The following is a 12,337-nucleotide window of genomic DNA, read 5'->3' as shown; positions in this document are numbered from 1 at the left end:
CTGAAAGGAGTCGGGACTCGGTTTGTCATGATGGGACCTCAGCACGTCGCCGAAGTCCGCAATCCGAGCGCGTTGTCCAGCTCTTCCAAGGTCAGCCGTCGCTCGCTGATGGCCACGGCACTGAGCACCTCGGCATAGAGCGCGATCTCGTCCAACGCGACACGGTCGTGGACCCGAGAGTCCAGGTCGTCGTGCCCCACCGCGTCGTCCTTCCTTCCGCAGCCCACACCCACAAAGAGGTTACGACCGAGGGCCTTAGGGCGACATGGCCCATCGTGACCATTCCTCAGACGCCTCCTGATCACCAGGAGGACCGTTATCCGATCGCGAGATCACGATTCAGTGAAACCCCTGGTGAGTGGGGTATTCGAGCGATATAGGAGAGGTAAGGGAAACGTTGCCGCATTTGTGGTTTAAGTGGATTCCAGGGTGCTCGCCGGGAATTGATCGTCACGCTGGTGCGTGAGCCGGTGGACGGTCGCGGAGGCGGTCACGAAGCCCCGCGCCGGCACCTCCACCCCGGCCAGGCGGGACCACGCGAGCCCGGTGGCGTAGGCGGCGCCGAGCAGGGTCGCGGCGGTGCCGCGGTCCGGCGGGTGGAGCGCCCGGGGCAGCTCGCCGCCGGCGGGCCAGCAGCGGCGCAGGACGTGCCCGGGATCGTTCAGCGCGCTGTGCACCGCGTGCCGCAACTCGGGGTCCAGCCAGGGGTAGAGCTGCCTGGCCGACTTCGGCGCGAGCGCCGCGACGTCGGCGGCCAGCAGCGCCGCGGCGACCGGCCGCGGATCGGCCCGCCGCCGCGCCAGATAGCCCAGCGCCTCGGTCAGGTCGTACATCGTGTGCCTGAAGTGCTCGCCGGGCGCGGTCTCCTTGAGCAGCGCGCGGGCCAGGCCGGGCGGGCAGCGGGCCAGCCACGTCTGCCGTACGGCCTGGTCGCCCCTGCGGGCCGCCTGCCGGTCGAGCTCGGGGTCGCGCAGCGCGGGTTCGAGCATGGCGAGCAGCGCCGCCGCGCGCGGCCGGAACCGGTCGTCCTCAAGGACGGCGTCGGCCGCGTTGGCCATGACGGCGGTGAGCCGCAGGCCGGCCCTGGCCTCGCCCGCCCTGATCCGCTCGCCGTACAGCCGGATCAGGTCGTTCAGCGACACCGGGCGCAGCCAGCGCACCCACTCGTCGCCGGGCAGCGCGCGCCGCAGGAACTCGCCGAACATCGACAGCAGCACCTCGTTGCCGTCGAAGGCGGGCGCGTACGCGCACCACATCAGCGTGCCCCAGACCGCGGCGACCGTGCTCGGCACGTCCGAGGCGAAGATCGACCCGAACGGCTCCGCGGTGATCGGGAAATCCTCGGGCCGCGCCCGCCGGGTGGTCAGCAGCACCCGCAGCCGCTCGGTGATCGCCCGTGGCACGTCGGGGCCGACGAAGCCCTGGGTGGAGCCGTGGTCGTAGGTGAAGTCGGGGCCGCCGGGCACGAGGTGCGGGACCAGCGTCGCGGTGTGCCTGACCACGTGCGCCGCCGCCCTGAGCTGACCGTCCAGCGGCGGCGCGGACAGGTGCCAGCGGCCGTCGGCGGGATCCTGCCGGTACCACCGCGCGTGCGCGCCGAACAGCCACCTGCCGCCGTCCGGGGTCACCAGGGAGCGGGCGGCGACGGCCTGGGCCTTGGCCGGCTCCGGCAGCTGTGACCAGCGCGGATCGGTGACCATCGCGCGCATGTCGCCTTCGATGGCCGCGAACCCGTCCCACTGTTGCACGGCCGTCATGTTAGACGCCCTTCCGATCAGCACGCCCCCGCTCGACCACTCGCCCTTCGCGTCCGCGCCCCGGCCCGGGGGTCAGAGCGGGCGGGCGGCGCGGTGGCGCTCGGCCTTCTTGAGGTAGCCGTCCACGGTGCCCGCGAAGGCGGCGCGGTCGGCGTCGGACAGCTCACGGACGACCCTGGCGGGTACGCCGGCGGCCAGCACGCCGGGTGGGATCTTCTTGCCGGGCGGGACCAGCGCCCCCGCCGCGACCAGCGCGCCCGCCCCGATCCGGGCGCCGTTCAGCACGCTGGCGCCGATGCCGACCAGGCTTCCCGTCTCGACGTAGGCGCCGTGCACCGTCGCCCGGTGGCCCACGCTGACCCTCGGCTCCAGGACGGCGGGCAGCCCGGGATCGGCGTGGAAACAGCTGAGATCCTGGAGGTTGCACTCCTCGCCGATCTCGACGACCTCGTCCTCGCCGCGCAGCACCGCGTTGTACCAGACGTTGACCGCCCGGCCCAGCCGCACCTTGCCGACCACGACCGCGCCGGGGGCGACGTAGGCTTCTGGGTGGATGTCGGGGGTGGCGTCGGCGAGGCCGGCGATGTAGGGCCGATCGTTCATGGACTCATGGTAGTAAGTGCGATATTTCCCCAGCAGGTGGCGTGTTCCGGTTGCGGACTTGGGCAGTTGGCAGGAAAGTCGTGTGTTGACGTGACCCCCCGCCTCCGTACGACCGGTGATCTTTCCCCATCGCAGACCCCCAGGGCAGTGCAATGACAAACCAGCACGAAAGCTTCCCCGACCTCATGCATGACGACTCCTTCGAGGTCGTCATGCGTGGTTACAGCCGCCGCCAGGTGCACGACTACATGAGCAGGACCCGCAACCAGATCCGTGATCTGGAGGAGCGGCTGGCGCGGGCGATCGACCAGGCGGAGCAGGGCCGCATCGAGCTGGCTGACGCGCGCAGACGGATGGTGGAGGCGCCACAGAACTACGAGGACCTGAGTCCACGGCTGGCGCAGATCCTCAAGCTGGGCGAGGAGGAGGCGGCGGCCAAGCGGCAGGACGCCGACACCGAGGCCACCAAGGTGCGGGAGAACGCCGCGGCCGAGGCCGAGAGCCTGGTCAGCTCCGCGCGGGAGCAGGCCGACCGGGTGCTGTCCTCGGCCCAGGCGGAGGCGGAGCGCCGGGTGTCGGAGGCGACGGCGGCGGCGGAGCGGATGCTGGCGCAGGCGGGGTCGGAGGCGGAGGAGACGATCGGGAGCGCCCGCGCGGAGGCGGACGACACGGTGCGCAAGGCCCGCGCCGAGGCCGAGCGGACGCTCGGTTCGGCCCGGCAGGAGTCGGAGCAGACGATCGGCAGCGCCCGCGCGGAGGCGGAGGCCACGCTGACCTCCGCGCGCGAGGAGGCGGAGGCGACCGTGACGGCCGCCCGCGAGGAGGCGGAGGCGACCGTGACGGCCGCCCGCGAGGAGGCACAGGCGACCGTGACGGCCGCGCGCGCCGAGGCCGAGGCCACCCTCGGCTCCGCCCAGCGCCGGGCCGCCGCGCTCGACGAGCACACCGGCCGCCGGGTCTCCTACCTCACCGACACGCACGGCGAGGTCATGCGCCGTCTCAACGAGATCGGCTCGGTCCTCGGCGACCTGCTGCACCAGGAGGGCGTGGCGGGTCCGCTGGTGGACGAGGCGGCCGTGCTGCCCCCGCCGCCGCTGGACCGCGACGTGGAGCCGGTGCGAGAGGCCGTCGTGGACCGGGAGGCCGCGTTCGAACAGGACGCCGAGTACCTCGCGGACGAGCCCGCCCCGGCCCGGCCGGACGCCTACGAGCGGGACGACCTTTCCGAGCAGGACGCCGTGGTGGAGTGGGACGCGCGCGACGCCGTGGTCGCCTCGGAGACGGCCGGCCCGCGGGCCGGCGCCGGGGACGACGCCGGGGACGACGAGCCCGACATCGAGGCGGTCCGGGTGATCGTGGACGACGACCACACCCGCAGGGTGCCGCGGATCGTGGAGGAGGAGCCGCCCGCCGGCGCCGTCGGGGCCCGCGAGGGCGAGGAGGCGGACGACACCGCCGAGGGTCCCGCGCCGGCCGACGCCGACCCGCGCAGCCCCTTCACCCCGGTTCACAAGTAATGGCCTGTGACCTGCTGATTCTTGTTGAACACCGTTAGGAGCGGCCGCCGAACGGGGTAGGACTCCCCTCGGGACGGACCGAGCAGCGGCCGCCCCATTGAGGTAGAGGTTGTTGTGGGGCGGGCGTCGGCGGTGCCCGTTCGTGAGGAGTCGTATGAGGGGGAGGCGGGCGCCACATGGCGCCCGCCTGTGAGACAGGGGGTAAGAGTTCACGCGGGACGGACCAGGTGTCCGCCCGCGTGAACTCCAAGCGGAAACCCCCGCCCCCGATAGGGTCGGAGGCTTCCGCGCTGGTGCCCGGCGCCGAGGCCGCCTGAACGCTGGACCCGGCACCGGGCGGCTGGAGGGCCCGGGGAAGGCACGCCCCCGGGCGTGGCGCGTTCCACGGGACGTCGGGCGCGGTTTACGGATCGGGGCCCACCGAGGCGGCCCGCTCACGCTGGTCGGTGAGCTGCTCGCGCAGCTCACCGGGCGTGTCGGCGTCGATGGTCATGGCGCATCCGGCCTCTCGCTCGGCGACCGACAGCGGGTGGTGCCTGGTGGCCCACCAGCGGCCGGCGTCGCTCCTCCAGATCGTCCAATCCGGGTACTCCCGGGCGATTTCCGCGAGATGCCGATCAAAGGACATCTGTTCACCCTTCCCGGGGCCCGGTATGCAACCTTTCATCTCTGAAGGTGAGGCACATCTCTAGAGAAATCTATGATCTCGGGGGTCAGGTCAACCTATCGCTTGACGTCTTTCCTTGACTTAGGCGTCGAAGTCGTACTGGAGTACATACGACGCGGCGTCCAGGATCATCTCGTTCAGCTCCACAGGCGTCCCGCCGGCCGTGAACGCGGTCCGTAAGATGATGATCACCGGTGTCCCCGCGGGCAGGTCCAGCGCCTTCGCCTCCGGGGGATGCGGCATCCGCGCCTGCACCTCCTCGGTGAAGTGCACGGGCGCGTGGCCCAGCTCGCCCAGTCGCGCGTAGACGCCGCCGGGGCCGGTGTCCGGCAGCACGATGGGCGTCCCGTCCACCAGGTCGGCGGGGAAGGCCGACGTGGCGAACTGCACCGGCCGCCCGTCCACCGAGTAGCGCCTGCGGCGCACCCACACCTCGCCGCCGCCGAACACCCGCGAGGCGTTCTCCCCCGCGCGCTCCCGCGCGATCTCCACCGCGTCCACCGTGTACGGCCGGCCCCGCGCGTCCGCCTCCCAGATGGCCTTCCCGCCGCCCCACTGGTCGCGGGAGAGGCGGCGGGAGCCGTGCCGCCTGATCGGCTTGAACCTGCGGACGTACACGCCTGAGCCCCGTTTGGGCACCGCCAGCCCTTCGTTGATCAGCACGGCCAGGGCCTGCCTGGCCGTGGCGCGCGCTATTCCATGCTCCGCCATGAGGGCGTTTTCGCCTGGCAGTCGATCCCCGTCACGTAGCTCGCCGGACAGGATCGCCGCGCGAAGCCCATCGGCGATACGCCGATAGATCGGCGGCTCGTTGGATACCGGGGATTCCGACACGTGTGATCACCCTCTGTCACCAACCGGGTTTGGCGTCTCCAGAGAACTTGCCCCGTCTTGTCCACGATCGCACAGATACTCAGGATGGTCCCGTGCTTCTTTGGAGTGGATCGTGCCCATGTGGTGATCTACGGGGGTTTTCGCGGTCCGTTACCGTGGAACGGTCCTGGCCGGTATGCGTATGATCCACCACGCACGGCTAATACCCGCTCGGGGCACAGTTTCCTACTGAGTTGAGCCGGATGTCGTCGACAAGGGAAGCCGTCCACGTTGGAGGGCATATCGCGGAAGTTCGACGGTGAGTGACGACGCCCCGCTCAGCAGCATGATCGTGGCGAAAAGGGCGCGGCGGCCGTGCCCCGCGGGCCGTGGCCGCCGCGCCTCCTCACGGCTCAGGTAACAGGAAGGTGGCGTTCGAGAAAGGTCACGGCGAGCTCCCAGGCGACCGGCGCGGCCTTCGCATCGTAGAAGCCGGGGGCCACGTGGTTGTGGAAGGCGTGTCCCGCCTCCTCCAGCACGTGGACCTCCATGCCGGGCCTCCCCGCCGCCGCCCGCTCCACCTTGGCGACGTCCTCGCGCGGGATGTAGGGGTCCGAGCCGCCGAAGACGAAGAGCGCCGGGGCGGTGATCCGGTCCATCAGGTCGAGGGTGCCGGGCACCTGGGAGCCGTAGAACGACACGAGGGCGTCGAGGTCGGTCCGCGCGGCGAGCGTGTAGGCGAGCGAGCCGCCGAGGCAGAAGCCCAGCGCGCCGGTCCGCCCGGTCACCTCGGGCAGCCCGCGCAGGTGCCGCAGGGCCAGCTCGCAGTCCGCCACCCCCGTCTCGAAGTCGAACCGCGAGGCCAGGTCTATCGACGCCGGCACCGGGTCGTCGCCCTCCTCCGCCCGCCAGTGCGCGCGCAGCCGCCAGAACAGTTCGGGGGCCGCCACGACGTAGCCCAGCGCGGCGAGGTCCTCGGCGACCTTCCGGATGTAGGGGCCCACGCCGAAGATCTCCTGGACCAGCAGAATGCCCGGGCCCCTCCCGGCCGGGGGCAGCCACAGGGGGACGTCGAAGTCGCCGTCCCCGGTGCTCACCAATGCGTTTCGGGTTTCCATGAGATCAAACGATGGCATCTCCCCGCCTTTCCCGCCTCCTGCCCCAAGGCGGACCCGGCGCCCGCCCACCACCGCCCCACCGGGGCGGAGCGCCTGGATTGCCTGGGTTCGCGGGTTCCACCGCCTCCGCCGGGGTGGAGGCCGGGATTGCGTGGGGTCGCGGGCGGCGGGAGAGTGATCGGTATGCAGGACGAGTGGGCACAGGCCGTGGATCTGCGGGGCAGCGCGGCGACACGGTCGCCGACAACGCCTCCGCCGGCGCCTTCGTGCTCGGCAACACGCCCATCCCGCTCGCCGGGCTGGACCTGCGGCTGGCCGGGATGACCATGACCAGGCGCGGCCAGGAGGTCTCCACCGGGGCGGGCGCGGCCTGCCTCGGCCACCCGCTGAACGCCGCCGTGTGGCTGGCCAACACGCTGCGCGAGACGGACTATCCGCTGGCGGCGGGGGACATCGTCCTCACGGGCGCGCTCGGGCCGATCGTCCCGGTCGAGCCCGGCGACGCGTTCGAGGCGCGGATCGACGGCCTGGGCTCGGTCCGGGCGGTGTTCGTCTAGGACGGGGCCGGGCGGCGCGCGGGGTGGGCAAGGCCGGGTCGGGGGGAGTTGGGAGGATGTCCGGGTGACGATATCGCGCGCCGACTGCGCCGCCCTCGACGAACAGGATCCGCTCAGGGACTTCCGGGACGAGTTCGTCCTGCCGGAGGGCGTCGTCTACCTGGTCGGCAACTCGCTGGGCGCGCCGCCCAAGGGGGCCGCGGCGCGGGTGGCGCGCACGGTCGAGCGGGAGTGGGGGCACGACCTCGTCGGCGGGTGGAACGCGGCGGGGTGGTGGGAGCAGCCGCTGCGGGCGGGCGACCGGATCGCGCCGCTGATCGGCGCGGGTCCCGGCGAGGTCGTCGCAGGCAACACCACGTCGATCGCGATCTTCCAGACCGTCGCGGCGGCCGTGCGGCTGCGGCCCGGCCGCCGGGTCATCGTCGCCGACCTGACCGACTTCCCCACCGACGGCTACATCGTGCAGAACCTCGCCGAGGTCTTCGGCCACGAGGTGCGCGACATCGGGGACATCGGGAACATCGGGAACATTGGGGACACGGGTGCTTTGGAAGCGTTGGACCAGGACGTCGCCGTCGTGCTGTTGTCGGAGGTGAACTACCGGACCGGCGCCCGCCTCGACGTCGGGCGGGTGACCGCGGCGGCGCACGCGGCGGGCGCGCTGATGGTCTGGGATTTGTGCCACAGCGCCGGGGCCTACCAGGTGGACGTGTCGGCGGCGGACTTCGCGGTCGGCTGCACGTACAAGTACCTCAACGGCGGGCCGGGCGCCCCGGCGTTCCTCTATGTCAACCCGCGCCACCACGGGAGCGCGCGGAACGTCCTGTCCGGCTGGTACGCGCACGCCGAGCCGTTCGCCTTCGAGCCCGGCTTCCGCCCGGCCGACGGCGTCCGCCGGTTCGGCGTCAGCACCCCGCACGTGCTGTCCTTCGCCGGGCTCGACGCCGCCCTCGACATCTGGGACCGGGTGGACCTCGCCGCCGTGCGGGCCAAGAGCGTGGCCCTGACCTCGCTCTTCATCGAGCTCGTGGAGTCCTCCGGCGCCCCCGGGCTGCGGCTCGCGACCCCGCGCGACCCGGCGGAGCGGGGCAGCCAGGTGAGCTTCCACCACGCCGACGGCTATCCGGTCATGCGCGCCCTGATCGACCGGGGCGTACACGGCGACTTCCGGGCGCCGGACATCCTCCGCTTCGGCTTCGCCCCGCTCTATCTGCGTTACGTGGACGTCTTCGACGCCGCCGCCACCTTCGCCGAGGTCCTGCACCGCGGGCTCTGGGACGCTCCCCGGTACCGCAGCCGCCTGACGGTCACCTGAGCACGCGCCACAACGGCCCAGGACGGGTCGCAGCCGTCCTGGGCCGTTCGTGGCGGGTAAGGGGAACCCCGCCCGGGTCAGACCGGCCTGGGAGCCTCATGCGGCGGTCTGGGCGGGCGGGGTCATCTTCAGGCGGCGCGATGCTGAGGGTGGCGCGGGGGAGTGGGGTCGGGGGTGCGGCCGGCGCGGTCCGCGGCGACGTCCGCGGCCGTTTCGAGGGGGAGGCGGAGCACGAGGCGGGCTCCCTTGCCGTCGAGCGGGTCCTCGATGTCCAGGCGGCCGTGGTGGGCGACCGCGATGTCCCTGGCGATCGGCAGGCCGAGGCCGGTTCCGCCGTTGCCGCGGCTGCGCGCGCTGTCCAGGCGGGTGAAGCGCTGGAAGACGCGTTCCCGGTCGGCGATGGCGATGCCGACGCCGTCGTCCCTGACTTCCAGCCTGGCCTGTCCGCCGACCGAGCCGACGGAGATCTCGATGCGGCTCTCCGCGTGCCGGTCGGCGTTGGCGAGCAGGTTGGTGACCAGCCGGGTGAGCTGTGTCGTGTCGCCCTGTACGGCGACGCCGGGGGAGATGTCGGCCTGCACGGGGACCCGCTTGCAGAGGTTCTTGAGCAGCGACTGGACCAGCAGGGCCAGGTCGACGTGCTCCTCGCGCGGGCGCAGACCGGAGTCCAGGCGGGAGAGCATGAGGAGGTCGTTGGTGATCTGGGAGAGGCGCTCGGAGTCCTTGAGGGCGGCCCGGAGGGTCTCCCAGGGGTCGCTGTCCGTGGGGTCGGCCAGCGCGACCTCGATCCTGGCGCGCATCCCGGTCAGCGGGGTGCGCAGCTCGTGCGAGGCGTCGGAGGCGAACTGGCGCTCGTGCTGCACGGCGCGCTCCAGCCGGTCGAGCGTCTGGTTGACGGTGGCGGCGAGCCTGGCGATCTCGTCGTTGTCGTCGTCCACCGGCATCCGCCTGCTGAGGTCGTAGGCGGTGATCTCGGCGATCTCCGCCCTGATGCGGTCGATCGGGCGCAGCGTGCGGCCCACCGACCACCACGTACTCCAGCCGACCAGGGCGAGCAGCACCAGCGAGAGCGCGACGAGCGCCACCTCCAGGCTGTGCCCGGCGAGCACGTCAGGCCGTCTTTCCGCCTGCCGCACTATGGTGTAGGTGGCCAGCATGCTGACCGCCAAGAACAGCGTGAATATGATCAATGCTGTGAATGTCACCCGCGCACGGATCGTTCGGATCCTCCGCGGCAGACCGGCTCCCATGAGTCCCCCGGCGTCCGATATTTCGTCATTGGATCCTGTATAGGCCATTGAAGCTCACGGAACGGCAAAATGATTGCTTGCTTCTGCTCATGGCTGGCCGTGGAGAGGGTTAAGACCGGTGTCATGCGGTCACAACGGTGCCGCGTGTGCCCCTCCGGATCAACGCGGACGGGCGGCTGGCAGACTGCGAGCGGCCCCTTCCCCCCCGTAAGAGGAGGTTCGCATGACCCCCGTTCCCTACGCCGTCTGGGCGCGTGACGCCGCCGAGCCGCGGTTCAGCGAGTGGCTGCGGCAGAGCGCCGGCGCGGACTGGGACGCGGTGGTCGCCCACCCCTTCGCCGCGGCCATCACCACCGGCGAGGCGGACATGCGGCGCTACCTGGAGCAGGACTTCCAGTTCGTCGACTCCTTCACCGCCCTGCTCGGCGCGGCGGTGGCGAGCGCGGACACCTTCGAGGCGCGGGTGCCGTTCGGCAGGTTCCTCGGCCAGACGGCCACGGCGCAGGAGAAGACCTACTTCCACCGAGCCCTGGAGGCCCTCGGCGTGCCGCCGGGCGAGCCGGCCGCGCCGGAACCGGTCACCGCCGACTTCCGCGCCCTCATGGACGAGGCCAGGACCGGTCAGGACTACCCGGTGATCGTCGCGGTGCTCTGCGTGGCCGAGTGGTGCTACCTGGGCTGGGCGAGCCGCGCGGCCGGGCCGCCGCCGGCGAGCTTCGTGCACAGGGAGTGGATCGAGTTGCACGAAGGGCCGGAGTTCCGCGCGTGGGTGGAGTTCCTGCGCACCGAGCTGGACCGGCTCGGCCCCGGCCTCGGCGCGGACGCGCAGGAACGCGTCAGGGACGTCTTCGCCAGGGCGGTCCGGCTGGAATATCTCTTCTTCGAAATGGCGGCGGCCTGACTCCATCCGGTGAGCACGCGCCTCTTTCGGGTAGTGGACCATCCGAGGAGAGGAGGAGGCATGTCATCCTTGGTGGACAGAGTCCGGCGTTATCTGAACACCCCGCAGGGTCATGAGACCGTGGAGAAGGCCAAGCGGATGGCGAAGGACCCGCGCAACCGGGACAAGGTTCGCGGGCTGCTCGCCAGGTTCCGTGCCCGCGGCCACTAGAGCGTGTGACCTGACGACCCCCGGTGCCCGTGAGGGCCGCCTCGGGGGTCGTCTCGTTCTTCACCCCCGTGCGGCGAGCCTGGTCGCGGTCACCTCTTCGAGCAGCGCGTCCCACTGCGCGCCGATCTCGTCGAGGTCGTACTGCGCGGCGGTCCGCACGGCGTTCTCCCCCATCTTGGCGCGCAGCTCCGCGTCCTCGATCACCCGCAGTACGGCCTCGCCGAACACCGCCGCCCGCTTGGACCGGACCAGCAGCCCGTCGCTCTCGTGGGTGATGATCTCGCGGGGGCCGTGCGGGCAGTCGAAGCTCACCACCGGCACCCCCTTGCTCATCGCCTCCAGGATCGTCATGCCGAACCCCTCGTAGCGTGACCCGACCAGGTAGATCGAGGACTGCGCGAGGGCGAGGCCCACGTCGGGGGTGCTGCCCATCAGCAGGATCCTGTCCGACAGGCCGGCGTCCGCGATCCGGGTGCGCAGCCGTTCCTCCCGCTCGGGGGTGCCGGCGCCGTAGATGCGGAGCACCCAGTCGGGGTGCTCGACGGCCACCTGCTTCCACGCGTTCACCAGCCGGTCGAAGCCCTTGGCGTGCACCACCCGGCCGATCGCGATCGCGACCTTCTCCTCCAGCGTGGACACGTCCCCGGCGAGCGGCGGGACCGCGTTCGGGATGCGCAGCAGGTGCGCCGGCCTGGCCCGCTTCAGCATCTGCTTGTACTGACGCAGGTCAGCGCGGGTCAGCGTGACGAAGGCGTCGAGCCTGCCGTACCTGCGCTTCATCCTGGCCTGCATCTCGGGCGCGTGCGACTCCAGGGTGACGTGCTCCTGGGCGATGGTGATCACCTCGGGCGGTGCGAACAGCGCGACGTTCAGCGCGAACGCGGGACGCGTGGCGATCACCACGCCGGTGCGCAGCGAGCGCAGGTAACGGACGAGACGCAGGTCGGTGTAGAGCGTGAAGGTGCGGTAGGCGTTCTCCTGCTCGGGCACCAGGCGGCTGGGATAGCGGGACAGCAGCTTGGCGAGCCGCCCGGGGGGCACGGTCCTGTCGTCCAGGAAGGACACCCGGACCCCCGGCGGCAGCGGGAAGAACGGTTCCTCGTTGGTCCGCACCGCGCTGACGATCTCCACGTCCCGCGTCCTGGCGAGGTATCCCGCCAGGTTGAACACGGTCCTGATGGTGCCGCCCATGCCGTAGGCGTGCAGCAGGAGGATGCGCACCGTCCCGGTGTCCGGTGCGGGCGCCCGCCGCGCCCGCCGCCGGTTGACCGCCTCAAGCGTCCGGTACGCCAGGCGGGCCGGCGCCGACCGCGCCCACCGCATCGCCCGGGACGGCACCCTGCGCACCCACCCCAGCGCACCGGCGAAGAGCGTACTCTCCCGCCCCACCCTGGCAGTACCGATCAAGAGCATGCGAAAACCCCCGCCTAACTGGAAACGAACCTGCACCGCCGCCGCGTGTGGCCCCGTCGCGGCGGCGTGGACACCCGGGCGGAGGAGCCGTCCCCCCGGGCAAAGGCGCACGGCCAGTGGCTCTGTCCGTGATCTCTGTTATTTCCTAGACGCTCCGTGTACCCGGTTACGTTGCCTTATTTCATGAAAAATTTAGATTTTCCGGGTTGAGGGGAA

General features: G+C 71.5%; 13 protein-coding genes. 5 read left to right on the top strand and 8 right to left on the bottom strand.

What is annotated here, in order from left to right:
* Window positions 1–38 precede the first annotated feature (38 nt).
* The 3 genes from QSK26_RS20605 to QSK26_RS20595 all read right to left on the bottom strand — a co-directional run bounded on the left by QSK26_RS20605 (window position 39) and on the right by QSK26_RS20595 (window position 2,360).
* Entirely contained in the window at window positions 39–227 is a 189-nt protein-coding gene (locus QSK26_RS20605) for a hypothetical protein (protein WP_285776852.1), read from the bottom strand.
* 186 nt (window positions 228–413) lie between these two features.
* Entirely contained in the window at window positions 414–1,757 is a 1,344-nt protein-coding gene (locus QSK26_RS20600) for a hypothetical protein (protein ID WP_285776813.1), read from the bottom strand.
* Between the two features lie 72 nt (window positions 1,758–1,829).
* Window positions 1,830–2,360: a gamma carbonic anhydrase family protein gene (locus tag QSK26_RS20595; protein ID WP_285776812.1), complete on the bottom strand. Its 531-nt coding sequence runs from the start codon at window positions 2,358–2,360 to the stop codon at window positions 1,830–1,832.
* A gap of 152 nt (window positions 2,361–2,512) precedes the next feature.
* Here QSK26_RS20595 and QSK26_RS20590 point away from each other — a divergent pair, with 152 nt between their 5' ends.
* Window positions 2,513–3,877 (top strand): polarized growth protein Scy-related protein, encoded by a 1,365-nt coding sequence (locus QSK26_RS20590; RefSeq protein ID WP_285776811.1) that lies wholly within the window; start codon window positions 2,513–2,515, stop codon window positions 3,875–3,877.
* Window positions 3,878–4,280: 403 nt separating this feature from the next.
* On the opposite strand, the gene QSK26_RS20585 is transcribed toward QSK26_RS20590, so the two are convergent.
* From QSK26_RS20585 to QSK26_RS20575, 3 genes are all read right to left on the bottom strand, one after another.
* Window positions 4,281–4,505, bottom strand: coding sequence for a hypothetical protein (locus QSK26_RS20585; protein ID WP_285776810.1), 225 nt, complete (start codon window positions 4,503–4,505; stop codon window positions 4,281–4,283).
* 120 nt (window positions 4,506–4,625) lie between these two features.
* The gene (locus tag QSK26_RS20580) at window positions 4,626–5,378 is read right to left on the bottom strand and encodes a GntR family transcriptional regulator (protein WP_285776809.1); all 753 of its coding nucleotides are present in this window, start codon (window positions 5,376–5,378) and stop codon (window positions 4,626–4,628) included.
* Between the two features lie 392 nt (window positions 5,379–5,770).
* Window positions 5,771–6,475, bottom strand: coding sequence for a dienelactone hydrolase family protein (locus tag QSK26_RS20575; protein WP_285776808.1), 705 nt, complete (start codon window positions 6,473–6,475; stop codon window positions 5,771–5,773).
* A gap of 194 nt (window positions 6,476–6,669) precedes the next feature.
* Here QSK26_RS20575 and QSK26_RS20570 point away from each other — a divergent pair, with 194 nt between their 5' ends.
* Complete coding sequence (locus tag QSK26_RS20570) at window positions 6,670–7,032, top strand: 2-keto-4-pentenoate hydratase (protein WP_285776807.1); 363 nt, start codon at window positions 6,670–6,672, stop codon at window positions 7,030–7,032.
* Between the two features lie 64 nt (window positions 7,033–7,096).
* The gene (gene kynU / locus QSK26_RS20565) at window positions 7,097–8,347 is read left to right on the top strand and encodes a kynureninase (protein ID WP_285776806.1); all 1,251 of its coding nucleotides are present in this window, start codon (window positions 7,097–7,099) and stop codon (window positions 8,345–8,347) included.
* A gap of 128 nt (window positions 8,348–8,475) precedes the next feature.
* On the opposite strand, the gene QSK26_RS20560 is transcribed toward kynU, so the two are convergent.
* Complete coding sequence (locus QSK26_RS20560) at window positions 8,476–9,537, bottom strand: sensor histidine kinase (protein WP_285776805.1); 1,062 nt, start codon at window positions 9,535–9,537, stop codon at window positions 8,476–8,478.
* 283 nt (window positions 9,538–9,820) lie between these two features.
* Here QSK26_RS20560 and QSK26_RS20555 point away from each other — a divergent pair, with 283 nt between their 5' ends.
* Window positions 9,821–10,498 (top strand): TenA family protein, encoded by a 678-nt coding sequence (locus tag QSK26_RS20555; RefSeq protein WP_285776804.1) that lies wholly within the window; start codon window positions 9,821–9,823, stop codon window positions 10,496–10,498.
* Window positions 10,499–10,558: 60 nt separating this feature from the next.
* Window positions 10,559–10,708, top strand: a complete 150-nt coding sequence (locus tag QSK26_RS20550) for a hypothetical protein (RefSeq protein ID WP_285776803.1) — start codon at window positions 10,559–10,561, stop codon at window positions 10,706–10,708.
* Window positions 10,709–10,768: 60 nt separating this feature from the next.
* On the opposite strand, the gene QSK26_RS20545 is transcribed toward QSK26_RS20550, so the two are convergent.
* A complete protein-coding gene (locus QSK26_RS20545; protein WP_285776802.1) occupies window positions 10,769–12,121 on the bottom strand; it encodes a glycosyltransferase family 4 protein in 1,353 nt (450 codons plus the stop codon).
* Between the last annotated feature and the right edge of the window lie 216 nt (window positions 12,122–12,337).

It is taken from the genome of Microtetraspora sp. NBRC 13810 (genome assembly GCF_030268685.1).
Taxonomy (GTDB): Bacteria; Actinomycetota; Actinomycetes; order Streptosporangiales; family Streptosporangiaceae; genus BSRQ01.
Note: the sequence above shows the minus strand (reverse complement) of the source record. Positions and strands in the feature narration are given on the sequence as shown.